Origin of the sequence: Janthinobacterium sp. BJB304 (genome assembly GCF_002735765.1) — a bacterium.
Lineage (GTDB): Bacteria > Pseudomonadota > Gammaproteobacteria > Burkholderiales > Burkholderiaceae_D > Janthinobacterium.
In genome coordinates this window covers 15,729-38,391 of the sequence record NZ_PDZN01000027.1, presented here as the reverse complement: position 1 = coordinate 38,391, position 22,663 = coordinate 15,729, and the positions used below count along the sequence as shown (strand labels likewise).

At 63.8% G+C, this 22,663-nt stretch carries 24 protein-coding genes and 1 tRNA gene; 16 read left to right on the top strand and 9 right to left on the bottom strand.

Annotated features, from left to right (window positions below):
* Positions 1-45: 45 nt before the first annotated feature.
* Positions 46-2,175 (bottom strand): hypothetical protein, encoded by a 2,130-nt coding sequence (locus tag CSQ95_RS25145; RefSeq protein ID WP_143450076.1) that lies wholly within the window; start codon positions 2,173-2,175, stop codon positions 46-48.
* Between CSQ95_RS25145 and CSQ95_RS29370 the strand changes: the two genes are divergently transcribed.
* Together CSQ95_RS29370 and CSQ95_RS25140 are read left to right on the top strand one after the other, a co-directional pair.
* Positions 2,170-2,475 carry a hypothetical protein gene (locus CSQ95_RS29370; RefSeq protein WP_143450075.1) on the top strand — a complete coding sequence of 102 codons (306 nt, stop codon included), beginning with the start codon at positions 2,170-2,172 and terminating at the stop codon, positions 2,473-2,475. The genes CSQ95_RS25145 and CSQ95_RS29370 overlap by 6 nt on opposite strands.
* Positions 2,453-2,529, top strand: a tRNA-Arg gene (locus CSQ95_RS25140). The genes CSQ95_RS29370 and CSQ95_RS25140 overlap by 23 nt, the downstream gene beginning before the upstream one ends.
* A gap of 56 nt (positions 2,530-2,585) precedes the next feature.
* On the opposite strand, the gene CSQ95_RS25135 is transcribed toward CSQ95_RS25140, so the two are convergent.
* A complete protein-coding gene (locus CSQ95_RS25135; RefSeq protein ID WP_099411479.1) occupies positions 2,586-3,458 on the bottom strand; it encodes an AraC family transcriptional regulator in 873 nt (290 codons plus the stop codon).
* 115 nt (positions 3,459-3,573) lie between these two features.
* On the opposite strand from CSQ95_RS25135, the gene CSQ95_RS25130 reads away from it, so the two are divergent.
* Complete coding sequence (locus CSQ95_RS25130) at positions 3,574-4,530, top strand: phytanoyl-CoA dioxygenase family protein (protein ID WP_099411478.1); 957 nt, start codon at positions 3,574-3,576, stop codon at positions 4,528-4,530.
* Between the two features lie 92 nt (positions 4,531-4,622).
* Positions 4,623-5,768, top strand: coding sequence for an alpha-hydroxy acid oxidase (locus CSQ95_RS25125; RefSeq protein ID WP_099411477.1), 1,146 nt, complete (start codon positions 4,623-4,625; stop codon positions 5,766-5,768).
* Here the strand turns inward: CSQ95_RS25125 and CSQ95_RS25120 are convergent.
* From CSQ95_RS25120 to CSQ95_RS25105, 4 genes are all read right to left on the bottom strand, one after another.
* Positions 5,765-6,271, bottom strand: coding sequence for an ATP-binding protein (locus CSQ95_RS25120; RefSeq protein ID WP_099411476.1), 507 nt, complete (start codon positions 6,269-6,271; stop codon positions 5,765-5,767). The genes CSQ95_RS25125 and CSQ95_RS25120 overlap by 4 nt on opposite strands.
* Positions 6,272-6,467: 196 nt before the next feature.
* Positions 6,468-7,274, bottom strand: coding sequence for a DUF6624 domain-containing protein (locus tag CSQ95_RS25115; RefSeq protein ID WP_099411475.1), 807 nt, complete (start codon positions 7,272-7,274; stop codon positions 6,468-6,470).
* Between the two features lie 10 nt (positions 7,275-7,284).
* Positions 7,285-7,950 carry a hypothetical protein gene (locus tag CSQ95_RS25110; RefSeq protein ID WP_099411474.1) on the bottom strand — a complete coding sequence of 222 codons (666 nt, stop codon included), beginning with the start codon at positions 7,948-7,950 and terminating at the stop codon, positions 7,285-7,287.
* A 9-nt stretch (positions 7,951-7,959) separates the two neighbouring features.
* Entirely contained in the window at positions 7,960-8,727 is a 768-nt protein-coding gene (locus tag CSQ95_RS25105; protein ID WP_099411473.1) for a CPBP family intramembrane glutamic endopeptidase, read from the bottom strand.
* Between the two features lie 179 nt (positions 8,728-8,906).
* Between CSQ95_RS25105 and CSQ95_RS25100 the strand changes: the two genes are divergently transcribed.
* From CSQ95_RS25100 to CSQ95_RS25065, 8 genes are all read left to right on the top strand, one after another.
* A complete protein-coding gene (locus CSQ95_RS25100; protein ID WP_099411472.1) occupies positions 8,907-9,470 on the top strand; it encodes a GNAT family N-acetyltransferase in 564 nt (187 codons plus the stop codon).
* Complete coding sequence (locus tag CSQ95_RS25095; RefSeq protein WP_180279159.1) at positions 9,467-9,814, top strand: SMI1/KNR4 family protein; 348 nt, start codon at positions 9,467-9,469, stop codon at positions 9,812-9,814. The genes CSQ95_RS25100 and CSQ95_RS25095 overlap by 4 nt, the downstream gene beginning before the upstream one ends.
* Positions 9,815-9,832: 18 nt before the next feature.
* Positions 9,833-10,372, top strand: a complete 540-nt coding sequence (locus tag CSQ95_RS25090; protein WP_099411470.1) for a GNAT family N-acetyltransferase — start codon at positions 9,833-9,835, stop codon at positions 10,370-10,372.
* Positions 10,369-11,073: a response regulator transcription factor gene (locus CSQ95_RS25085; RefSeq protein ID WP_099411469.1), complete on the top strand. Its 705-nt coding sequence runs from the start codon at positions 10,369-10,371 to the stop codon at positions 11,071-11,073. The genes CSQ95_RS25090 and CSQ95_RS25085 overlap by 4 nt, the downstream gene beginning before the upstream one ends.
* A complete protein-coding gene (locus CSQ95_RS25080) occupies positions 11,066-12,289 on the top strand; it encodes a HAMP domain-containing sensor histidine kinase (RefSeq protein ID WP_099411519.1) in 1,224 nt (407 codons plus the stop codon). The genes CSQ95_RS25085 and CSQ95_RS25080 overlap by 8 nt, the downstream gene beginning before the upstream one ends.
* A 75-nt stretch (positions 12,290-12,364) precedes the next feature.
* Complete coding sequence (locus CSQ95_RS25075; protein ID WP_099411518.1) at positions 12,365-13,246, top strand: PHB depolymerase family esterase; 882 nt, start codon at positions 12,365-12,367, stop codon at positions 13,244-13,246.
* A 53-nt stretch (positions 13,247-13,299) separates the two neighbouring features.
* Positions 13,300-13,794, top strand: coding sequence for a hypothetical protein (locus tag CSQ95_RS25070; protein WP_143450074.1), 495 nt, complete (start codon positions 13,300-13,302; stop codon positions 13,792-13,794).
* Positions 13,791-14,303, top strand: a complete 513-nt coding sequence (locus CSQ95_RS25065; protein WP_257218213.1) for a DUF1993 domain-containing protein — start codon at positions 13,791-13,793, stop codon at positions 14,301-14,303. The genes CSQ95_RS25070 and CSQ95_RS25065 overlap by 4 nt, the downstream gene beginning before the upstream one ends.
* A gap of 3 nt (positions 14,304-14,306) precedes the next feature.
* Here CSQ95_RS25065 and CSQ95_RS25060 read toward each other — a convergent pair whose 3' ends face one another.
* From CSQ95_RS25060 to CSQ95_RS25050, 3 genes are read right to left on the bottom strand one after another with little or no spacing between them, the layout of a single operon-like run.
* On the bottom strand, positions 14,307-14,762 hold the full coding sequence (locus CSQ95_RS25060) for a hypothetical protein (protein ID WP_180279158.1): 456 nt from the start codon (positions 14,760-14,762) through the stop codon (positions 14,307-14,309).
* A complete protein-coding gene (locus CSQ95_RS25055) occupies positions 14,759-15,736 on the bottom strand; it encodes a D-2-hydroxyacid dehydrogenase (RefSeq protein ID WP_099411466.1) in 978 nt (325 codons plus the stop codon). The genes CSQ95_RS25060 and CSQ95_RS25055 overlap by 4 nt, the downstream gene beginning before the upstream one ends.
* Complete coding sequence (locus CSQ95_RS25050) at positions 15,733-16,692, bottom strand: LysR family transcriptional regulator (protein ID WP_070289287.1); 960 nt, start codon at positions 16,690-16,692, stop codon at positions 15,733-15,735. The genes CSQ95_RS25055 and CSQ95_RS25050 overlap by 4 nt, the downstream gene beginning before the upstream one ends.
* Before the next feature lie 190 nt (positions 16,693-16,882).
* Here CSQ95_RS25050 and CSQ95_RS29765 point away from each other — a divergent pair, with 190 nt between their 5' ends.
* From CSQ95_RS29765 to CSQ95_RS25035, 4 genes are all read left to right on the top strand, one after another.
* A complete protein-coding gene (locus CSQ95_RS29765) occupies positions 16,883-17,053 on the top strand; it encodes a hypothetical protein (protein ID WP_180279157.1) in 171 nt (56 codons plus the stop codon).
* Positions 17,050-17,910, top strand: coding sequence for an alpha/beta hydrolase (locus tag CSQ95_RS25045; protein WP_099411465.1), 861 nt, complete (start codon positions 17,050-17,052; stop codon positions 17,908-17,910). Before CSQ95_RS29765 ends, CSQ95_RS25045 begins: the two co-directional genes overlap by 4 nt.
* Positions 17,911-18,181: 271 nt before the next feature.
* Positions 18,182-19,435 carry an efflux RND transporter periplasmic adaptor subunit gene (locus tag CSQ95_RS25040; protein ID WP_099411464.1) on the top strand — a complete coding sequence of 418 codons (1,254 nt, stop codon included), beginning with the start codon at positions 18,182-18,184 and terminating at the stop codon, positions 19,433-19,435.
* Positions 19,436-19,437: 2 nt separating this feature from the next.
* Positions 19,438-22,638: an efflux RND transporter permease subunit gene (locus tag CSQ95_RS25035; protein ID WP_070219500.1), complete on the top strand. Its 3,201-nt coding sequence runs from the start codon at positions 19,438-19,440 to the stop codon at positions 22,636-22,638.
* Positions 22,639-22,663: the final 25 nt, after the last annotated feature.

Genomic DNA, 22,663 nt, shown 5'->3' with positions numbered 1-22,663 from the left:
GCAGCGCGCCGCCCCCATCGCGGCGCGCTGCAGTGGCGGGCCCCGTCAATTCGGGTAAGGCTGGCCCGACGACGCCTGGTTGCCCAGGACGATGGTGGTCACCCACAGTCCGCCGCTGGTCACGGGACCGGTGAACTTGAACAGCGAAGCGCCAGATTGCGCGGGGTCCGCCACGTTCGACGCCAGCGCATTGAGCCCCGAGGTCGTGAAGGTGCACGAGGTTTCCTGTCCAACCGCATTTTGCTCCGCGTTCAGTACCGGCGTGGCGCCATTGAACAAGTACAGGCCGCAATTATCCATTTTCGATCCGTAGGTGGCCGACTGCGTGTAGTTGAAGGTCACCGCGCCATCGAGCAGGGCGGCGGCCGGGATGGACGACAGTTTCGCCGGCGTGATGCTGGTAAGCGTGGCGAACAGGCTGGCCTGGTTGGCCTTGGCAAACGCTTTCGACAGGGGCACGGCATTGATCTGGAACGGGAAGGCGCTGACGGCGCCATTCGGCGTTTTCAGGGTCCACACGTAGATTTTTCCAGGCGCCACTTTCGTTTCGTCGATGCAAGCCGTACCCGCGCCCAGGCCCTGCGTATTGGCGGGCAGGCTGGCCAGGTCCTGGCAGCTCTGGATGGCTTCCGCGTTATTGTAGAAAGTGCTGGCGGCGCCATTGCTGTCGGCCACCCGCATATGGGTGTAGCCGGTGGCTGGCAGGATCAGCTGCAGTTTGCTGCCGGCCGTGCCCGGTATCTGGAAGTCGCCGAACGTCGTCAGGCCCGGTCCCCGCACGTCGATCTTGTTGACGGCCGGATTTTCCTGCAGCACGGTGTCGAGCTCGACGTGGGCAGCCCATTCGCGCGCAAAGCTGGCCGTGCCCGCCGTATCGACGCTGCGCTGGATGCGCGCATTCATGTGCATGTCCAGGTGGCCGCTGCCGGCCAGCTTCCAGCCGCCGGCGCAGCCGCTGGTGTCGCCCGTCTTGACCAGCTTCCAGTTGAGCATGCCCGCATCTGTTCCGATGCGCAACTGTACCCATGCGCTGCTGGGCTTGCCTGATGTGAAGGCGATGGCCGTCGCCCCGGCACCGAGGCGATTGCCGATGAAGTCGGCGACGCGCGTCGTCGAGGTGCTGCTCGCGGACGTCAGCGCGGCAATCTCGCCCGAGCTCAAAGGCTGCATGTCCACGCCCGCTAAACCCAGCGCTTCGATCGTCAGGCCCGCGTGGGCGGCCTGGTCCTTGCTGGTCAGGGCGGCCAGGATTTCAGCCTTGCCCACCGCCGCGCCCATGTTGAAGGTGCCGTCGATGAACGGCGACACGGCCGCCGCCGACGGCACGACGAAGCCCGTCTTTGGATACAGGGCGCTGAGCGAGGCCATGCAGGCGCGGATTTCCGGCAAGACACTGGCCGCGGCCGTCGCCTTGGTCAGGTCGGCGTCCGATGGCGGCGTCGCTGCCGGTATCGTCGGCGCGCCGCCGGCGGCGGCCGGCAGGGTCACGCTGCCCAGCGCGCTGTTGGTGGCGATCAGGGTGACGGTGGCCATGGCGCCCTGCGCTTCCGCGGGCGCGACGAGGATCTGGTCCAGCACGGCGTCCATGCCCGTGCCGTTGGCAACAAAGGTACCCGTCAGCGGATTGGTATTGCCGGTATTAATCGGTTTGATCATGGCGACGACGGCGGCCACGGCCGCATCGAGCCGTTGCTGCGTCGCGGCATTGGCCAGGGCCGAGGTGCAGGCGGCCGATACCGTATTGGCGACAGGAGCGCAGACGGCGGCCAGGGCCGTGCCGCCGGGCTGGCCCGACGCCGTGGAGACGATCAGGTCGGTCAGCGGCGTGATGTTGACGGTTTGCCCCGCCGCGGTGGCGATGGAATTGAGCGTCACCTGCTTGCCGCCGGACGAGCCGGTGATGCTGAGGAAAAACGGCGCCGTCATGCCGGCCACGTCGACCGTAAATGCCCCGCCGGCGCCGGTATTGACCGCCGTGGACACTTTGCCCTTGCTATCGATGGCCACCACGCTGCCCGAGATGGGCGCGCCGACGGCGGCAGTGCCGCTGAGCGTCGTTGCCGGCGGCGGCACGACGGGCGGAACCGGGTCAGCGGGGCTGCTGCTACTGCCGCCGCCACAGGCGGCAAGAAGGAGGGCGGCCGCGCAGGCGGCGGCCAGAGGCAATTTATGCAAGTTTATTTTCATGACATCCCCTTGGTATTTTTTTTGGAATTACTGCTAGTAAACATTCTCAAAGTTTTCCATGAATTGCAATTTATTTTTCTTGAATGCATTAATAATGGCCAATCAGTCATCAGCGTGTCGGTTTTGCGCCGCAATCAGAAAATCAATGTGATTAAAAATGCAAGTGGCGGGGCGGCCGGTGAAAAACCGGGGAGGGCGTCAATTGTGAAATATCGCCGCCACGCCCTTTGCCATTCTGCAAAGCCCTGCTATAATCTTGTCTTAGGCGGCTGTAGCTCAGCTGGATAGAGTACTTGGCTACGAACCAAGGGGTCGTGGGTTCAATTCCTGCCAGCCGCACCAGAATATCGGGGATCAGATTGTAAAATCTGATCCCCTTTTTTCGTTTCCGAACGGATTTACGATAGGTCTTTGACGCCGCGCCGGTACTGCAGGCGAAACGCGCGCGGCGTGACGTGCTTGGCGGCGCGGAACTGGCGGTTGAAATGCGCGAGGTTGCGGTAGCCGGCCTCCTGTGCGATGACGGCGATGGCGAGATTGCTCTCGATCAGCTGTTGGCAGGCGCGACCGATGCGCAGCCGCGCCAGGTACTCGCCCGGCGTGCAATGCGCGTGGCGCTTGAAGCAGCGGTGAAACGCGCCCAGCGACAGGGCCGCCCGCTGCGCCAGGGTTTCCAGTGCGATCTCTTCCCGAAAATGCGCGTGCATGAAATCGAACACGCCGGCCATGCGCTTGTGCTGCCCATCGGGCAGCGGCGCCTGCGCCGTCGAGGCCAGCGGCCGCGCGCCCGTATCGCCCGCCAGGTCCAGCAGCACGTCGAGCAGCAGCGGCAAGCGCTGCGGCACGGGCAGGGCGTTCAATTGCAGCAGCTTATCCGCGCAGCGCGCACTCGTGCCGGCTGAAAAATGCAGGGCAGGGCCGGCGCGGGCCGCCAGTTGGCGCAAGCTGTGCAACTCGGGAAAGCAGGCCGCCAGCTGCTCCAGCCACTCGAGCGAAAACCATACGACGACGGCCAGCATCGGCTGTGCGCTGTCAATGCGCTCGCTGGCCGACCACGTGTGCGGCAAGTTCGGCCCCAGCAGCACCAGGTCGCCCGGTTCGAAATCGCCCAGGTGGTCGCCGATGTAGCGCTGCCCCCGCGCATTGACCGTCAGGGTCAGCTCGAACTGCGGGTGGTAGTGCCAGAGGAAGGGAATGGTGTCGAGTTCGCGCCACAGCAAGCCCCAGGAGTGGCCGGCCGGTATCGTGACTTGTTCGAATAAAGGCGTCATTATGACGTTTTGATGGCGTAGATAGTCACGATAGTATCAGTATTGGCCGCTCAGCGCGCATTTCAGCGGGCCATGCCATCGCACAATCTGTCTCACACCAACACAGGAGACAGCGATGCAGAACCCATACCAATACGGCGAAGACCGTCCCGGCAATCCGTCCGTGGCCTACACGGAACAGACCCAGTTGCGCGATATCCGGAAACAGCTGCCCCTGCGCGTGCTGTCCGACAGCGATTTCCTGCACTGGCAAACCTATGGCTACGTCATCGTCAAGAATGCGGTGCCGCCCGAGCAAGTGCGGCGCACGACAGATTTCCTGTGGGAATTCCAGGGACTCGACCAGCACGACCCCGCCACCTGGAACCGGGAGCAATTGCGCGATCACGCGATGAAGGAACTCAACGGCTCCGGCATGGTCGAGGCCTATCACAACCAGACCCTGTGGGATAACCGCCAGACCCGGCGCGTGTATGACGCCTTCGTCGACATCTGGGACCGTCAGGATTTGTGGGTGACGATCGACCGCGCCAACCTGAACACGCCCAACCATGGCAAGCGCAAGTTTGGCGGCTTCATCCACTGGGATGCGGACACCACGCTCGACCCGCTGCCCGTCAACGTGCAGGGCGTGCTGGCCCTGTCCGACACCTCGCCCGAGAGCGGCGGTTTCCAGTGCTATCCGGAATTGTTCAATAACTTATTGAGCTGGCGCAAGACCGTGCCGGCGGATCGCAACCCGTGGCAGCCGGACCTGGCGACGGTGCCGTACGCGATGGAATTCATCGCCATGAAGAAGGGGGAGTTGTTGATCTTCAACAGCCTGCTGGCGCATGGCATCCGCCCGAACACCTCGACGGACCAGGTGCGCCTGGCGCAATACATTTCCTTTACGCCCGCCCAGCAAGACAACCAGGCCTTGCGCGACTGGCGCGTGCAAAGCTGGCGCGAGCGCAGCGCGCCGCAAGGCTATGCGTTTCCCGGCGACCCCGAGGAAAAGGAAAAGCTGCGCTATCCGCAAGCGCAGTTGAGCGAACTGGGCGAGCAGATCCTCGGCGCGCGCGACTGGTAAGCGAAGCGCCATCCGGCAGGCTTGCCTGCCGGATAGACAATTGCCGGCAAATGCACGATCATGGCCTGACTAGCCATCGACCGAGGAAACGCATGAGTATCATCACCTGCATCGAAGACTTGCGCGTGCTGGCCCAGAAACGGGTGCCGCGCATGTTTTACGACTACGCCGATTCCGGCTCCTGGACGGAATCGACGTACCGCGCCAACAACAGCGATTTTGCCAAGATCAAATTCCGCCAGCGCGTGGCCGTCAACCTGGAAAACCGCAGCCTGGCCTCGACCATGGTGGGGCAGGCTGTCTCGATGCCGGTGGCCCTGTCGCCCACGGGCTTGACGGGCATGCAGCATGCGGATGGCGAAATCCTCGCGGCCCAGGCCGCCGAGAAGTTTGGCGTGCCGTTTACCCTGTCGACCATGAGCATCTGCTCGATCGAGGACGTGGCGGCGAACACGAGCAAACCGTTCTGGTTCCAGCTGTACGTGATGAAGGACCGCGAATTCATCAACCGCCTGATCGACCGCGCCAAGGCGGCCAAGTGCGGCGCGCTCGTATTGACGCTCGACTTGCAGGTGCTGGGCCAGCGTCACAAGGACTTGCGCAACGGCCTGTCGGCGCCGCCCAAACTGACCATACCGAATATCCTCAACATGGCCACCAAGCCGCGCTGGGTGGCGGGCATGCTGGGCACGAAACGCCGCGGCTTCGGCAACATCGTCGGCCACGCCACGTCCGTGTCCGACATGTCGTCACTGTCGGCCTGGACGCAGCAGCAGTTCGACCTGAGCCTGTCGTGGGCGGACGTGGAATGGATCAAGCAGCGCTGGGGCGGCAAGCTGATCATCAAGGGCATCATGGACCCCGAAGACGCGCGCCTGGCCGTCAACAGCGGCGCCGACGCGCTGATCGTCTCGAACCACGGCGGGCGCCAGCTCGACGGCGCGCAATCGTCGATCGAAGCCTTGCCCGCCATCGTCGACACCGTCGGCAGCCAGATCGAAGTGCACATGGATGGCGGCATCCGCTCGGGCCAGGACGTGATCAAGGCCGTGGCGCTGGGCGCCAAGGGCGTGTACATCGGCCGCCCATTCTTATATGGCCTGGGCGCCATGGGCGGCCCGGGCGTGACCAAATGCCTGGACATCATCCGCAACGAACTCGACCTGACGATGGCCTTTTGCGGCTTGCGCGACTTGCAGCAGGTGGACAAGAAAATCCTGCTGCCGGGGACGTTTTAAGCGGTAATCCGCACAATATCAAAGCCTTCCGATGCGTCGGGCGGCACGAAGTGGCGCGTGATTTCATCAAATTGCGCGTCGCTGGTGGAAAACGGATGCAGCCCGCTGTCATTGCGCTGGCGTAAGCGCGCCTTGCATTCCTCATCCGTCACGTCGAGGTAATGCAGCACGTGCGGCACGCCCGCCTGCTGGAACAGCTCGCGCATCCAGGCCCGGCTGGCGGGTGTATTCGCGGGGAAATCGAGCACGACGGACACGCCCGCCCGCAGCATCTGCATGGCCAGAGGCGCGATGGCCGCGCGCAGCCGCGCCGCGCACGCGACATAGTCGGCCAGGCTGGCGATCTGGCCCGGATACAGCTGCGCCAGCAGGGTGTCTTCGCTGATGCGCACCGTATGCGGCGCGCTGGCCAGCCGGGCCGTCAAGGTGGATTTACCGGAAGCAATCTTGCCGGACACGAGGTGCAAGGTGGGGGTAACTAGGGTACTGGAAGTAGTTTGCATGGTCGCTCGCTCAGGTGGAGAAAACAAAGCCTGCGAGACGTCTTGATTGTTTGTTGCAGATCAAAGCCGCCTTGCAGGCGGCTTGGTCAATGTCATTCCTGTCCAGCCACCATGCTTGAAATGGCGGCAATAATCGATGGCAGGGGCGGGAATGGCGATGGCATGGCGCAACGATGCCATGCGATGGATGGCGTTGTCAATTGTCCTTTTCGAATAACTGCCGGTACTGCGCATACGGTTCCATGCCCATGCTGGCGCGGCGCTGCTCCAGGCGCTGCGGATCGTCGATGGGGAAGGGAACCGTCTTGCCGGTGCTATCCGTGCGGAACTGGCTGCCGTACTGCTGCGGCAGCTTGTCATTGCTCAAGTCGCGGTCGATCGCCAGTGCCAGCTTCGAGGGCGTGATCTCTCCCCGTGCCGCTGCCGCGCGCATCAGGACCAGGCTGCTTTTGAGGAAGGCATTGGATCCATGCTGGGCGATCAGCCAGGCGCTGCCCGCCGCCTTGTAGCCGACCATCGTTTGCGTGGGCCAGCCCTTGCTGGCGATGATTTGCCGCAAGCGTTGCTCGCGTGCTTCATCCGTGGCCAGCATGCGCTGGCGCGTGGCCAGGTCCGGCCCCGTTGGCGGGAATCCCGCGCGCAGGGCCTGGTCTTCCTGTTCCATGGTCCGCAATTCGGCTGCCAGCGCCGCTTCGGGCACTGCGGCCGGATACAGCAGGAAGTCCAGCGCGCCCGCCGTGGCCGCGTTGAAGATGAGCTTGGGTTCCGCTTCCCAGCCGGGCGATTGCAGCAGCAGCGCCAGTGTGCCGCCTTCAGGTACATCAATGCGGTAGCTGCCACTTTCGACCGTGCCATGTATCTGCGGCTCGCCGTGCATGCGCTCGGCAACGATGCTGATGGCTTGCGGCAGCGGCGTTCCATTGCTGCGGATGGTGCCGCTCAGCTCAAAGGCGCCCGCATGGACGCTCCAGCACAGCAGGATGGCGCAGGTCAGACGTGGCATGGGAGTGCGTTCATGCATGGTGGATGTCGAGTTTGCTCCACGCATCTAGGAACGCGGCGTCATCGAGCGGCCGCGCATGCGGGTCGTCCTGCCGGAACAGGCCGCCGATCAGCATGTCCTGGATGGCGCCCGTGAAACCGCCATACGACGAGGCGCGGCCCCACTGGCGCCGCGTGTGGGCGAAGACGACGGCGTCTTGCTGCGCGGCCAGTTGCGCAAGCGCTTGCCGCAAGGTGGCGGCCGCTTCCGGGCCCATGTCCGTGGCGATGGCGCACACCAGGCGCTGGCTGAACTGCAAGGGCTTGCCTGCCAGTCCCAGCAGCGATTCGTTGGCCAGGGCGAGGAATACGTCGGGCGCCTGGTCGTCCTTTTCGCAGACGGTCCAGGTGGGCGCCCACGCTTCCAGGCTCATGAAGCGCGCTTGCGTCGTGGCCGGCGTGTGCGTCCACTTCGCGTGCGATTTGGCGTCCCAGCCCAGGCGGCCAAAGGGAATCGGCTTGCCCTTGGGATTGTATTGATGGCTGCGCACGGCGGCCTTGCCCCTCGCGCCAGCCTGCGCCATCAGGCCGTCGAGGCTGGCGGCGAACGGCGTCCATTGCGCCGCATCCCATAGCGGTATGGCATCGGGCGCGGCCAGCAGCAGGAATACCTCGTAATCGCGTGAAAAAAACGCCATGCACATTCCTTATCGTTGCAGTTGATATATGACCGCCCGCTGGCTGGGGCGCAGCAGGTAGACGCCGTACAGGCACAGGGGCAGCACGGCCAGCAGGGCGATATATGGCAGGATCGATGCGCCATCTTCGGCCGGGTGCGGCAAGGTGGCCGTCACCAGCGCGTAATCCCACAGTCCATGCACGAGCACCATGGGCCAGATGGAGCGGGTGCGCAGGCGGATGGCCGTGTAGCCGACGCCCTGCAAGGTGGCGGCCACGGCTTGCCACAAGGCGCCGCTGACGTCGCCCGTGGCCAGGCCGTTGGCCGTATGGGCCAGGCCGAACAACGCCGAGGAAAGCAATACGGCGGGCCAGACGGCGTAGCGGTCCAGCATGCCTTGCAGCAAGATGGCGCGGAACATCAGTTCTTCCGAGACGGCCACCAGCGCCGCATTGCACGCGACGATCAGCAGCACGCGCGGCTGCGGCCAGCCGCCGGCCCAGGCCAGCAACAGCATCAGCAGCGCATACAGCAGGGGCGGCCAGACCAGCCACGTGCTTTTCCATGGCTGCGGCGCGCACAGGCCCGCTTCGCGGGGCCGGCTGGATGCCAGCAGCAGCGCCAGCGCAAACAGGGCGGCCAGCGCCCACGACAGGCCGATACGGCCGGTGACGGCGGCGCCCGGCAAGGCGTAGCCGGCCGATTCCAGCCAGCGGCCGCCCATGCTCAAGCCCAGCCAGACGGACAGTGCGCTCAGGGCAAGCGGCATGGTGAGGTGGATTTTAGGGATGGACATGGTCGGCTTCGGTGTTGGCTGCGTGTTTTACTGCGTGCATGAGCGGATCATGAAGTTGCATCAATGATATGGTCTAAATATTGCCATATTACATTAAAAGCACTGTCACAAAATTGCCACTTCGTTATAGTTGCATGGAATAATAAGCATTCGTCCGTTTGCCGCCAGACTGGAGCGCCATGACCTACAGCAAGACCATCACCACCGAACGCCTGATCCTGCGCAAGCCGCAGCCATCCGATGAGGCGGCCCTGTTCGCCATGCACTCCGATCCCGAAGTGATGCGCTATTTCAGCGAGCCGCCTTGGGACGATGCCGGCCGCGCCGCGCGCCAGATCGCCGAGGACAGCGCCGCCTTCGAGAACGAAGAGTTCTTCCGCTTCGCCATCGAACTGCAGGCGACGGGCGAATATGTGGGCAGCTGCACGCTGTTTTCCGTGCACCGCCAGAACCGCCGCGCCGAGATCGGCTACGCGCTGGCGCGTCCGCACTGGGGCCGTGGCTATATGCACGAAGCGCTGTCGGCGCTGATCGAGTACGCCTTCGTCGAGCGCGACCTGAACCGTCTGGAAGCCGATATCGACCCGCTCAACGCCGGTTCGGCCAGCGCCCTCGAGCGCCAGGGTTTTAACAGGGAAGGCTTCTTGCCGGAGCGCTGGATCGTCGGCGGCCACGTCAGCGATTCGGCACTGTACGGCTTGCTGCGGCGCGAGTGGGAAGCGCGGCGCAAGGATGCCGCGTGAGCGGGCAAGCGATCGACGCGCTTGAACGCTGGCTGGGTGCCCCCTTGCCGGCGCATTACCTGCGTTTTCTGCAGGATGGGCAAGAGAGCATGCGGGGCGAACAGGTATTGCTGTACGGCGTGGACAGCTTACGGGAACGCAATGAAACGTATGAGACGCAGCAATTTTGCCCCGGCTACATGACCATCGGCGACGACAGCGGCGGGCGCGCCGTCATGCTGGCCCTCGATGGGAGCGACCGCGCCGTGTACCTGGTGGGCCATGGCTCGATGCAGCGCGGCGATTTCGAGCGGGCCGCCGATGATTTCGCCGCCTGGCTGGCCGCTGATTGCCCCGTCGATTGACTATTCCATGAGCAAACGATGAAACCGGCTGACTTGCCCTGTTCCACCCATCCCCTCGTGACCTTGCGCCCGCTGGAACGCAGCGACGCTCCCGCCTGGTATGCTTACCTGGCCGACCCTGTCGTCGTCGAGCACACGAGCTGGGATTTGCATTCCATCGATGACTTGCAAGCCAATTTCGCTGATTATGCATCGGCCCAGCCGGCGTCGTCCATGCGCCTGGCCGTGGTGCTGCGCGAGGGCGGCCAGCTGGTGGGTACCATCGGCTTGAATGCCATTTCTCGGCAGCACCGCACAGCCGAGATTGCCTACGATCTTTCTCCTGTCGTGTGGGGGCAGGGCGTGGCCACGTCCATCGTCCAGTCCATGCTGGACTGGGGTTTTCAACGCCTGGGCTTGCTGCGTATCCAGGCGACCGTGCTGGAAAGCAATGCACGTTCGCTGCGCGTGCTCGAACGCTGCGCTTTCGAGCGGGAAGGCTATCTGCGCTGCTACCGGCAAATCCGCGGAAGATCGGGTAACTTCTGGCTGTATGCGCGCCTTGCCGGTATTCCATGAGCAAAGCGCCCTTGAGCATCCTGCTGGTGGAAGACCACCTGGCCATCGCGCGCCAGGTATTGGATTTCCTCGACGGTCTGGGCTGGCAGACCGACCATGCGGGAACGGGCGCGCTCGGTGTCGCGCTGGCCACGCTCAACACTTATGACGTGGTGCTGCTGGACCTGAACCTGCCCGATATCGATGGCTTGCAGGTGTGCCGCGCCATCAAGGCCAGTGCGCCCAGCAATGTGCCGATTCTGATGCTGACGGCGCGCGACTCTTATGAAGACAAGGCACGCGGCTTTCGCGACGGCGCCGACGACTATCTGACCAAGCCCTTCGACTTGCGCGAAGTGGCCTTGCGCTGCGAAGCGCTGGCGCGACGGCAGCAGCTGCACGTGCATCAGGAAATGCGCGTGGGCCCATTCACCTTGCAGACGCGCGCAGGGCGCGCCTTGGTCGGCGACGTACCGCTGCCGTTGACGCAGACGGGTTTTAAAATTTTGCTGCTGCTGTGCCGCGAGCATCCGCACGCCGTGTCGCGCTCGGCCTTGCTGCAAGCCCTGTGGGGCAGCCAGCCGCCCGACAGTGACGCCCTCAAATCGCACATCTACGCGTTGCGCAAGCAACTGGAGTTGCTTGGCGCGGCGGGTGTACTCGTGACCATCCCGCAGCTGGGCTACCGCCTGGCCTTCGATGCGGCGGCCGGCGATGGTTAGGTCAATCCGGCAGCGCCTGTTTGCGGCCCTGGCCGGCTTCACCGTCCTGCTGTGCCTGTGCTACACGGGCCTGGCGCTGGTGATCGCCTACGTGACGGAAGACATGCTGGTGCAGCGCCTGCTCGAGCGCGAAGCGGCGGTGGTCAGCCAGCGCTTGCGCCAGCACGGTGAGCTTACGCCGTCTGGCAGCGACCTCATCACGGTTTATGGCCGCTACCTTGATTTGCCTCAAGCCGTGCGCGCACACGTGCCGCCGTCTGCCCCGCGCGGCGAAGTGTTTACGACGACGGGCCAGCATTATCACGTGCTGGCGCTGGACCTCGCTGCCGCCGGCCAGCCGCAGCGCGCGTATCTGCTGGCCGACGTGGCACCCGTGCTGGTAGTGCAGCGCCTGGTGCGGGAGGTGGGCGGTGTCGTCGCTGGCGTGGCGCTGGCGCTGATCGCCCTGGCCTTGCTGCAGGCATACTGGCTGGCGCGGCGCCTCGTGCTGCCCTTGCAGAGATTGGCGCAGGAAGCGCGCCAGCTGGCGCCCGGCGGCGCCGTCCATTTCAGCGAGCGCGATCGCCCCGACGAGATCGGTTTCCTGGCGCGCCGCCTGGAAACCACGTTTGTCGAACTGCAAACGGTGTTGCGGCGCGAACAGGCATTCGCCCGCGACGTCAGCCACGAACTGCGCACGCCGCTGACCTTGATGCACAACGGCCTGGCGCTGGCCGGCGCGCAGCCTTTGACGGCAGATGGGCAGGCGCAGCTGCGCCAGGGCGTCGACGACATGCGCGCCACCATCGAGGTGCTGTTCGCGCTGGCGCGGGCCGAGCAACTGCCCGGCGACGTGATGGAGCTGCGCGCCTGCATCGAGCAATGCCTGCTGCGCCTGCTCGACGAACATCCGTGGGACGCCAGCCTGCTGACATTGGACTTGTCCGAGCGCCTCGAGGTCGTCGGCAATCCTCAGCTGACGATGTTGCTCATCAATAACTGCCTGGCGAATGCCCTGTTCCATGGCGGCCCCGCTTGCCGCATCAACATCGCGTATGCGCAAGGTTGCCTGAGCATCAGCAATACCGTGCAGGCGGGGCAGCCACGGCGCATCCATGGCTTTGCACACGGACAAAGCTTGCTGGGGCGCGTGGCGCAGGCCATGCGCTGGGATATCCGTTTTCATCCGGGCGAGGCGCACTATCGCGTCGACATCATTCCCCTCCAGATACGATAAAAAGCAGGGAGATTTCACCGCGATTTCACCGGCGCCTGCGTAAGCTGCAAGCTCTTGATGAATGGAGAAAACCGCATGAAACTTCTTATCAGCCTGCTGGTGCTGGCGTGCACCTGCCTCCCGGTTCTGGCGCAAGTGAGCAGCCTCGTCCACAAGGAGGAAAAGCGCCGCTACATCGTCTATACGCCGGAGGCGTATCAAAGCCAGCCCCAGCAGAACTTTCCCGTCGTCTTCAATTTCCATGGCGGCGGCATGAGCATGGCGGAACAGATGCTGTATACGCAGATGAACAAGGCGGCCGAGCGGTACCGGTTCATCGTCGTCTATCCGCAAGGCATCAAGCAGGACTGGAACGTGGGCTTCGGCATGGATTACCTGGCCGGCACCGATGACGTCGGCTTTACGCAAGCGATATTGAGCAAACTCAAACAGGATTACCGCATTGATGACAAGCGCGTGTATGCGACGGGCCTGTCGCGCGGCGGTTTCTTTGCCCTGCGCCTGGCGGCGGAACTGCCTCAGCATTTCGCCGCCGTCGCCTCGGTGGGCGCGCCCATGCCGGAACCGGTGCTCCAGCATCACAAGCAGAAGGACAAGGTCGGCATGCTGCTGATACAGGGCACGGCCGACAAGGTCGTGCTGTTTGAGGGCAAGGCTGCCAGCTACCTGTCGGCCGAAGGCACGTACGATTACTGGCGCAAACACAACGGCATCGACGGCACCACGCCGCAGCCGCGCCTGCTTTCTGGTCCTGCCGGCGACGCCACGCAAGTGAACTGGCTGGAGCAGGGCAGTGGTGCGGGCGGCGCCAAGGTGGCCTTGCTTACCGTCAAGGAAGGCGGCCACACGTGGCCCGGTGCCGACGCTTTCAATGTTGGCCTGCCCATCGGAAAGACCACGCGCGCCATCGATGCAAATGAGGTGATGTGGGAATTTTTCAGCCGCCATCGACGTTGACGCCATGCTAGGATGACGGCGCATGGCGTAACCCAACAGGAAAGGCAGGCACAGTGGGATTATCAACAGCAGGTATCGCGGCCTTGGCCGAGGCGATCTTTGCCAAGCCCGGCGCGTCCGTGGCGCAGGCGTATTCGGAGGCGGAACAGGAAACGCTGTATTTTAGCTCGCCGGCCGAGCTGTGCGCGTATGCTGCCAGGCTGGAGGCAGAGGGGGCCAGCGAGGTGCTCCTGGCCGTCCATTACCCGGACATGGCCGGGCACTTTGCCCCGCGCCGTATCGCGCTCGACCCGGCCAAGTGCGCTGGCCTCAGCTACCGCTACGTGTGCGAAGGCTGGGGCGTCATCCGCGTGTATCTGCGCCTCTCCAGCGGCAAGGGCCTGGACTCGAACGTGGGCGCCAATTCGCAGAAGCGCGCGGAAAAATGGCAAGCCCATTACCCGGAATTCGGTTCGCCCGAGGCCTGGAACTGGGACGCCGTGGGCCGCCACGAACGCAGGCTGATCCGCGTGCTGAAGCAGGTGGCCGCGCAGGAGGGCTTGTCATGACGGACGTGATGCAGATCAACCCCGCCACCATCTTTTGCCGCTCGCTGGCGCAGCTTTCGGCCATGCTGGACAAGCTCGATGCCCAGCCGCAGATCCTGGCGGCGCGTTTGCACCCGGACATGCTGCCGTTCGCCCAGCAAGTGCGCGCGGCCGTAAGCTTTTCGCTGCGCGGCTGCTACCCGCTGGCGGGGCTGGAGGTGGCCGATTTCAGCGCCGCCGCCAGCCTGCAGGAACAGATCGCGCAGACCATGCGTTATCTCAAGGCGATTCCCGCAGAGCGCTTCGACGGGCCGCCAGACCGCATCTGCCGCGACCGCGCCGGCTTTGCCGACATCGCGCTGCCGGCCGGCGAGTACTTGAATCTGTACATCCTGCCGAATTTCTACTTTCACTTCAGCATGGCGTATGCGATCGCGCGCAGTGCCGGCGCGCCCATCGGCAAGGGCGATTTCGACGGTTATCACGCGTATGCGCCGGGGTTTTCATTTGAGCGTCCCGCCGCGCCGTAGGACCTACAGCCCAGCCTCCTTCCAGGCAGACAGTCCCAGCCGCTTCAGCAGCCGGCCCGACAGCCCGCAGCTCCAGCAACTGATCTGGATTTGCCGGTGCCGCCCCTGGTCCGCATGCCAGGCTCGCTCGGCGTAGTCGAGCAGCGCGTCGCTGAGCGCAGAGGCGTCGGCTGTCGCAGGCAGTCGCGACATCAGTTCGAACACGCCGTGCGTCGTCTCCCTGATCTGCAGCAAACCGGCCAGCAGCGCGCGCAGCACGGCACCGTCGATGTTGGTACTCGCTTGCGTGAAACGCTGCTGCCAGCACAGGTTGCGCGCTTGCCACAGCGCCAGCAGCGCGGGCACGTCGGCGGTCCGCAGCTGCCCGATCAGTTCGTCCGCCTCCTGAAACAGGTCGAGGCGGTCGTATTCCTCGTCATCGCCACACAGCAGTTCATCGAGCTCGTGCAAGACGCTCATGCCACCACGTTCACGGGCGCACCGCGTTCGAACGCTTCGATATTGCCGATCAATATGTCGGCCAGTTTTTGCATGGCTTCACCGCTGGCCCAGGCCGTGTGGGGCGTGAGGATGAAGTTGGGCAGGCGCAAGTTCAACAGTGGATTGTCGGGCGGCGGCGGTTCCTTCGATAGCACGTCGAAGCCGGCGCCGGCGATCACGCCACGGGTCAATGCGTCGGCCAGCGCCGCTTCATCGACGAGGCCGCCGCGCGCCGTGTTGATCAGCAGGGACGTCGGCTGCATGCGCGCCAGCTCTTGCTCTCCGATGATGTTGCGCGTCTTGTCCGTCAAGGGCAGGTGCAGACTGAGCACGTCGGAGCTGGCCAGCAGTTCGTCAAAACTCACTTCCTGCACGCCGTCTTCCTGGATCGGGGAACGGTTGTGGACGATCACCTGCATGCCGAAGGCGCGTCCCAGCTGGGCCACGGACTTGCCCAGCGCGCCGTAGCCGAGCAAACCCAGGCGGCTGCCGGCCAGGTCGCGGATCGGGTGGCCGAACAGGCAGAAGCGGTCGGACTTCTGCCACAGGCCCGCTTCCACGTCCGCGCGGTAGGCGACCAGCTGGCGGCGCAGAGCCAGCATCAGGGCCAGCGTGTGCTCGGGCACGGTGGCGCGCGCATAGTCGCGGATATTCGCGACGATAATGCCCCGCGCGCGGCAGGCGGCCAGGTCGAGGATATCCGTGCCCGTGGCGGCCACGGCGATCATTTTCAGGTGGGGCAGCTGCGCCAGTTCGGCCGCGCGCAGCGGCACCTTGTTCGTGATGGCGATGGTGGCGCCTTGCAGGCGGGCTACCGTCTGCTCGCTGCCCTTGGTATGCGGATATTCTTCCCAGCCGTGGGCGAAGGCGGGCGGGCGCACGGTGGCGATCAGGCTGTCGCGGTCGAGAAAGACGATGCGGTGCGGGTGCGGCGGTGTGCTTGCTGCGGTCATGGCTGGGCCTCGGTCAGGGCGGCACGCGCGGGAAGGGTGCTCTTGCCCTTCAGCTGCGTGGCCGGGTGGTTGGTAAACATGTCGGCGACCCATTCGACGAATACGCGCACCTTGGCGGACAGGTGGCGGTTGGGCGGATAGATCACGTGGATGGGCAGCGGGTCGGATTCCCAATCGCCCAGCAATTCCACCATTTTGCCCTGTTCCATCAGCGGCGCAAGCATGAAATGCGTCATTTGCACGATGCCCAGGCCCGCCAGGCCGGCCGCCGCGTAGGCGTTCGAGTCGTTCAAGGCAATATGGCTGGGCATGGACATCTGGATGCGTTCGCCGGCGCGCGTGAAATCCCAGTCAAAGGTCTTGCCTGTCTTGGCGGAGAAAAAATTCACGCCCCGGTGCTGCGCCAGATCGTTCGGGTGCAGCGGCGTGCCATAGCGCGCCAGGTAGCCGGGCGCGGCACAGGTGATGAAATGCAGCACGCCGACCCGGCGCGCGATCAGGTTCAGGTCGCCCAGCTCGCCGCCGCGCACGGCGCAGTCGACGCCTTCCTCGATCAGGTCGACGGGGCGGTCGCTGCAGCCGAGTTCCAGCGATATATCGGGGTAGCGGGCGAAGAAGTCGGGCAGGGCGGGGATGATCAGTTCGCTGGCCAGGGCCGTGGGCGCATCCACGCGCAGCCGCCCGCTGGGGCTCAAGCGCGTGCGCGACAGCGATTCCTCGGCTTCGCGTACGTCGGACAGGATGCGCACGCAGCGTTCGTAATAGGCGGCGCCGTCGGAGGTGATGCTGACGTGGCGCGTGGTGCGGTTGAGCAACTTGACCGACAAGCTCGCTTCCAGCGACTGGATCAGGGTCGACACGGTGGCTTTGGGTAACTGCATGTTTTCCGCCGCGCGCGTAAAGCCGCCCGCATCGACGACTTGGATGAAAACTTCCATGGCTTGCAGCTTGTTCACTTGATTTCCTATCACTTTCTTCGTGATTATTCAGAATCCTGAACAATCAATTCGGCATTGCACTCTTTATCAGATTGTAGATCAAGTCTATAGTTGTTGTACTGCAGCATAAATGTGATGCCGCAGGAAGTACAACAGGAGAAACATCATGGGTCATCGGAATGGAATCTTTGCAGTGCTCGCTCTCGCTATGAGCTCGCTTGCTCTGGCCGCGATGGTATCGACGGATGCCTACTCGCTGGCGGCGCAAAGCGAAGCCAGCGCTTATAGCGCCCTGACCCATGAAGTGGGCGGCATCGCCCTGTTGTGCCTGAACGACGCGGTACGCGATGTGGCCGTACAGCCGGTGGTGGCGCAATGACGTTTGCCGACGCCGCGGCTGAACTGGCACCTGGCCAGGCGCTGAAGATACGCGACATCCAGGTGCAGGGCGCGCAGGATGCGCTCGGCGCGCGCGTCTATACGGCCGGCGTGCCGGGCGCCAAGCAGCCGAACCTGATGGTCTTCTTCCATGGCGGCGGCTTTGTCGATGGCGACCTGGACGACGCGGACGACTTCCTGCGCTGCCTCGTGCTGAGCAACCCCGACCATGTGGTGCTGGCCGCGAACTACACGCTGGCGAAGGTGCGGCCATTCCCCGCAGCCGTGGAAGACGCGCATGCCGTGCTGCTGTGGGCGAAAAAGAATAAGTCCAAGCTGGGCTGGACGGGCAAGCAGATGGTGGTGTCGGGCATCGAAGCGGGCGCCAACCTGGCTGCCGTGTGCGCCATGATGTCGCGCGACCGTGGCGGACCGCCCCTCGCGGGCCAGGTGCTGATCATGCCCATGCTCGACCCCGGCCTGTCGACCTGTTCGATGCGCCACTTGCCGACCTGTCCGGACCTGGCCGAAGTGGCCGATCAATGCGCCGCCGCCTACCGCGGCTACCTGCCGAATGCCGCTGACCGCACCCACCCGTACGCGTCGCCATTGCAGTCGAGCCGCCTGAAGAACCTGCCGCCAGCCTTGATATTGTCCAGCGAAGACGACCCATTGCGCGACGAGGCTGAACAATACGGCAGTAAATTGATCGCCTGCGGCATCAAGACCACCGTGCGGCGCATGGCCGCCGCGCCGCTGCAGGACGCGACCGCCCGTAATGAATGTGCCTGCAAGGTGCAGGTATTGAGCGAAATTAGCAGTTTCGTCGCCGGACTGGGGCAGGAGCCCGAGTCATGAGGCCGCCATCTGCGGCACTGCAAAAAAACTTACACTAATCAGTTTACTTTTTGAGTTTCGGTTGCTACACTACGCAGTGTAGTTCCCTTCCTGTCTGCGTTGTGCGTTCGCACAGCCAGCTTCGTCGTCCCCGTCCGCTTTCAAGCAGCTGGCGGCCTGTTTACCTTTGATTGAGCGCCGTCGGGCGCCATGGCACCACCATTCACTTTTTCAGCTGGGTTGCTTCATGCCGCCCATACCATTAGAAATTTTCATAAAACAGGGAAATAAAATGAAAAACGTTCAACAATTTTCCACCTTAGGTACACTCATCAAGCCTCTCGCTGCCTCGCTCGCGCTGGCGGGACTGGTGGCCGTGAGCCTGGCCGGCTGCGATTCGGCCAATAGCAAGGTGCCCGACGCGCCAGCGGCCGGCGGCCCGCCCATCTCGGCCGCCGCCGTCGTGGAAAAACAGATCACGGAAACGCAGGAATTCTCGGGCCGCCTGGAAGCGATCGAGCGCGTGGAAATCCGCTCGCGCGTCGGCGGCTTCATCACGGCCGTCAACTTCAAGCCGGGCAGCGAAGTCAAAAAGGGCGATGTGCTGTTCGTCATCGATCCGCGCCCCTTCCAGGCCGAAGTGTCGCGCGCCGAAGGCACGGCCAGTTCCGCCCGCGCGAAGGCGGAACTGGCCAAGCTGGAACTGTCGCGCGCTGAAAAGCTGCTGGCCGAAAAAGCCATCGCCCAGCGCGAATTCGATGAAAAGGCCTCGGGCCTGAAAGAGCTGGACGCGAATGTCCGCTCGGCGCAAGCCGCGTATGAAGCGGCCAGGCTGAACCTGTCGTACACGCAGGTGCAGGCGCCGATCAGCGGCCGCGTCAGCAAGGCGGAAATCACCGTCGGCAACCTGATCGACGCTTCCGCCATTTTGACGTCGGTGGTGTCGACGGACCGCATCTACGCCAGCTTCGACGGCGATGAAGATACCTATCTGCGCGTGGCCGGCACGGCGCAAAAGGGCACGCCCGTCACCGTCAAGGTAGGCCTGGCCAATGAAACGGGCTTCCCGCACGAAGGCAAGCTGGAATTCGTCGACAACCAGCTCGACCCGGCCACGGGCAGCGTGCGCATGCGCGCCACCTTCGCCAACGCCGAGCGCCAGCTGGTGCCGGGCCTGTTCGCGCGCATCCAGCTCGACGGCGGCAACGGCCCGCACGCGCAAAGCACGGCGCTGTTGATCTCCGACCGTGCCGTTGGCACGGATCAAAGCCGTAAATATGTCTACGTGGTGGGCGCCGATAACAAGGCCGAATACCGCGCCGTCAAGCTGGGCCCGACCTCGGACGGCTTGCGCGTGGTGCGCGAAGGCTTGAAGGCGGGCGAAAAAATCGTCGTCAACGGCTTGCAGCGCGTGCGCCCCGGCGCACCCGTGACGCCGCAGATGGTGGCCATGGATTTCGACCCGACCGCGCCCGTCGCTCCCGCAAAACCTGAAGCAAAAGACGCCAAGATCGCCGCGAAAGCAGCATCGACTTCCAAGGAATAAACATGAATTTTTCCCGCTTTTTCATCGACAAGCCGATTTTCGCGGCGGTGCTGTCGATCGTCATATTCGTGGCCGGGCTGCTGTCGATATTCGGCCTGCCCATCTCCGAATATCCCGACGTCGTGCCGCCATCCGTGGTGGTGCGCGCGCAATACCCGGGCGCCAACCCGAAAGTGATCGCCGAAACCGTGGCCGCGCCGCTCGAAGAGCAGATCAACGGCGTCGAGAACATGCTCTACATGTCCTCGCAAAACACGTCCGACGGCGCGATGATGCTGACCGTGACCTTCAAGATCGGCACCAACGTCGAGCAGGCCGAGACGCAGGTGCAGAACCGCGTGCAGCGCGCCTTGCCGCGCCTGCCCGAGGAAGTGCGCCAGATCGGCGTGACGACCGTCAAGTCCTCGCCCAACCTGACCATGGTCGTGCATCTGGTGTCGCCGAACAAGCGCTATGACGATATGTACCTGCGTAACTACGCGGTGCTGAACGTCAAGGATCAATTGGCCCGTTTGCCCGGCATGGGCGACATCCAGATCTTCGGCGCCGGCGATTATGCGATGCGCATCTGGCTCGACCCGCAAAAGGTAGCGGCGCGCGGCATGACGGCCAATGACGTCGTCGACGCCATCCGCGAGCAGAACGTGCAGGTGGCTGCCGGCGTGATCGGCGCCTCGCCAGCGAAGAACTCGGACTTCCAGCTGACCGTCAACACCCAGGGCCGTCTGCAGACGCCCGAGGAATTCGGCGCCATCATCGTGCGCACCAATGCCGACGGCGCCGTCACGCACCTCAAGGACGTGGCGCGCGTGGAAATGGGCGCCAACAGCTACTCGCTGCGTTCGCTGCTGAACAACAATCCTGCCGTCGGCATGGGTATTTTCGAAGCGCCGAACGCCAACGCGCTGCAATTGTCTTCCGACGTGCGCGCCAAGATGGACGAACTGAAAAAAGACTTCCCGCAAGGCGTGGAATACCGCATCGAGTACGACCCGACGCAGTTCGTGCGTTCGTCCATCGAAGCCGTGATCCACACCCTGCTCGAAGCGATTGCCCTGGTGGTGCTGGTGGTGATCATCTTCCTGCAAACCTGGCGCGCATCGATCATCCCGCTGCTGGCCGTTCCCGTCTCCATCGTCGGTACCTTTGCCGTGATGCTGGGCTTCGGATTCTCGATCAACACCCTGTCGCTGTTCGGCCTCGTGCTGGCCATCGGTATCGTCGTCGATGACGCCATCGTCGTGGTGGAAAACGTCGAGCGCAACATCGAGGAAGGCCTCTCGCCGCGCGACGCCACCATCCAGGCCATGAAAGAGGTCAGCGGTCCCATCGTCGCCATCGCCCTGGTGCTGTGCGCCGTGTTCGTGCCGATCGCCTTCGTGCCCGGCCTGTCGGGCGAGTTCTATCGCCAGTTCGCGCTGACGATCGCCATTTCGACCGTGATCTCCGCTTTCAGCTCGCTGACCCTGGCGCCGGCCCTGTCGGCCGCTCTCTTGAAACCGCACGATGCGCCGAAGGACGCGCTGACACGCGGCATGGACATGGTCTTCGGCCGCTTCTTCGCCTGGTTCAACCGCTTCTTCGGCCGCGCCTCGCACCGCTATGAAGCGGGCGTGAAGGGCGTGTTGGGCCGCAAGAGCGCCTCGCTGGGCGTGTATGCGCTGCTGGTCGTTGCCGCCATCTTCACCTTCAAGTCCGTGCCGGCCGGCTTCGTGCCGGCGCAGGACAAGCAATACCTGGTGGGCTTTGCGCAATTGCCCGACGCCGCTTCGCTGGATCGCACGGAAGATGTCGTGCGCCGCATGTCCGACGTGATCAAATCGGTGCCCGGCGTCGAATCGACCATCGCCTTCCCCGGCCTGTCGATCAATGACTTTACCAATGCGCCGAACGCCGGCATTGTCTTCGCGACCCTGAAGCCGTTCGACGAACGCACCACCAAGGAATTGTCCGGCGGCGCCATCGCGGCCGAGATCAACAAGCGCCTGGGCGGTATCCAGGACGCCTTCATCATGGTCTTCCCGCCACCGCCTGTGAATGGCCTCGGTACCATCGGCGGCTTCAAGATGATGATCGAAGACCGCGGCAATCTCGGTTACGACGCGCTGTACAACGCCACCCAGGCACTGGCCGCGAAAGCGTACCAGACGCCGGAACTGGCGGGCGTATTCTCGGGTTACCAGATCAACGTGCCGCAACTGTTCGCCGACGTCGACCGCGTGAAAGCCAAGCAGATGGGCGTGCAGCTGCAAACGATTTACCAGACCTTGCAGATCAACCTCGGTTCGCTGTACGTGAATGACTTCAACCAGTTTGGCCGCACCTACCAGGTGCGCGTGCAGGCCGATGCGGCCTTCCGTTCACATGCCCAGGATATCGCGCAGCTGAAGGTCCGCAATGACAAAGGCGAAATGATCCCGCTGTCGTCGTTGATGCGCGTCAAGGATAGTTACGGTCCTGACCGCGTGCAGCGCTACAACGCGTATGCAGCAGCCGATTTCAACGGCGGCGCCGCACCTGGCGTATCGAGCGGCCAGGCGCAAGTCGCGCTGGAACGCATCGCCAAGGAAGTGCTGCCGCAGGGGATTTCGTATGAGTGGACGGAGCTGACCTACCAGGACATCTTGTCCGGCAATACGATGATCTATGTCTTCCCGCTGTGCGTGCTGCTGGTGTTCCTGGTGCTCGCTGCCCAGTATGAAAGCTGGACCCTGCCGCTGGCCGTGATCCTGATCGTGCCGATGTCGATCCTCTGCGCCTTGTTGGGCGTCAAATTGACCGGTGGTGACAACAACGTGTTCACCCAGATCGCCCTGTTCGTGCTGGTGGGGCTGGCGTCGAAGAATGCGATCCTGATCGTGGAATTTGCCCGCGAACTGGAAGAGCATGGCCGCACCGTCGTGCAAGCGGCGCTGGAAGCATGTCGTCTGCGTCTGCGTCCGATCCTGATGACGTCGATCGCCTTCATCATGGGCGTCGTGCCCCTCGTGTTCTCGCACGGCGCCGGTTCGGAAATGCGCCATGCGATGGGCGTGGCGGTCTTCGCCGGCATGCTGGGCGTGACCTTCTTCGGCCTGTTCCTGACGCCCGTGTTCTACGTACTGCTGCGCACCCTGGCGCAGCGTTTTGAGAAAAAACCAGCCGCCGCTGCCGCCAAGCCTGTCGCCGCGCCAGCGCTGGACCTGGAAGGAGATATATATTGAAAACCAATGCAATCATCCGGCGCGC

Excerpts from the sequence above, each read along its gene's own strand:
- CSQ95_RS29370 (WP_143450075.1), top strand. The coding sequence starts at position 2,170 with ATGCAAGTTTATTTTCATGACATCCCCTTGGTATTTTTTTTGGAATTA.
- CSQ95_RS25135 (WP_099411479.1), bottom strand. The coding sequence starts at position 3,458 with ATGACGCCTTTATTCGAACAAGTCACGATACCGGCCGGCCACTCCTGG.
- CSQ95_RS25130 (WP_099411478.1), top strand. The coding sequence starts at position 3,574 with ATGCAGAACCCATACCAATACGGCGAAGACCGTCCCGGCAATCCGTCC.
- CSQ95_RS25125 (WP_099411477.1), top strand. The coding sequence starts at position 4,623 with ATGAGTATCATCACCTGCATCGAAGACTTGCGCGTGCTGGCCCAGAAA.
- CSQ95_RS25120 (WP_099411476.1), bottom strand. The coding sequence starts at position 6,271 with ATGCAAACTACTTCCAGTACCCTAGTTACCCCCACCTTGCACCTCGTG.
- CSQ95_RS25115 (WP_099411475.1), bottom strand. The coding sequence starts at position 7,274 with ATGCCACGTCTGACCTGCGCCATCCTGCTGTGCTGGAGCGTCCATGCG.
- CSQ95_RS25110 (WP_099411474.1), bottom strand. The coding sequence starts at position 7,950 with ATGGCGTTTTTTTCACGCGATTACGAGGTATTCCTGCTGCTGGCCGCG.
- CSQ95_RS25105 (WP_099411473.1), bottom strand. The coding sequence starts at position 8,727 with ATGTCCATCCCTAAAATCCACCTCACCATGCCGCTTGCCCTGAGCGCA.
- CSQ95_RS25100 (WP_099411472.1), top strand. The coding sequence starts at position 8,907 with ATGACCTACAGCAAGACCATCACCACCGAACGCCTGATCCTGCGCAAG.
- CSQ95_RS25090 (WP_099411470.1), top strand. The coding sequence starts at position 9,833 with ATGAAACCGGCTGACTTGCCCTGTTCCACCCATCCCCTCGTGACCTTG.
- CSQ95_RS25085 (WP_099411469.1), top strand. The coding sequence starts at position 10,369 with ATGAGCAAAGCGCCCTTGAGCATCCTGCTGGTGGAAGACCACCTGGCC.
- CSQ95_RS25080 (WP_099411519.1), top strand. The coding sequence starts at position 11,066 with ATGGTTAGGTCAATCCGGCAGCGCCTGTTTGCGGCCCTGGCCGGCTTC.
- CSQ95_RS25075 (WP_099411518.1), top strand. The coding sequence starts at position 12,365 with ATGAAACTTCTTATCAGCCTGCTGGTGCTGGCGTGCACCTGCCTCCCG.
- CSQ95_RS25065 (WP_257218213.1), top strand. The coding sequence starts at position 13,791 with ATGACGGACGTGATGCAGATCAACCCCGCCACCATCTTTTGCCGCTCG.
- CSQ95_RS25060 (WP_180279158.1), bottom strand. The coding sequence starts at position 14,762 with ATGAGCGTCTTGCACGAGCTCGATGAACTGCTGTGTGGCGATGACGAG.
- CSQ95_RS25055 (WP_099411466.1), bottom strand. The coding sequence starts at position 15,736 with ATGACCGCAGCAAGCACACCGCCGCACCCGCACCGCATCGTCTTTCTC.
- CSQ95_RS29765 (WP_180279157.1), top strand. The coding sequence starts at position 16,883 with ATGAGCTCGCTTGCTCTGGCCGCGATGGTATCGACGGATGCCTACTCG.
- CSQ95_RS25045 (WP_099411465.1), top strand. The coding sequence starts at position 17,050 with ATGACGTTTGCCGACGCCGCGGCTGAACTGGCACCTGGCCAGGCGCTG.
- CSQ95_RS25040 (WP_099411464.1), top strand. The coding sequence starts at position 18,182 with ATGAAAAACGTTCAACAATTTTCCACCTTAGGTACACTCATCAAGCCT.
- CSQ95_RS25035 (WP_070219500.1), top strand. The coding sequence starts at position 19,438 with ATGAATTTTTCCCGCTTTTTCATCGACAAGCCGATTTTCGCGGCGGTG.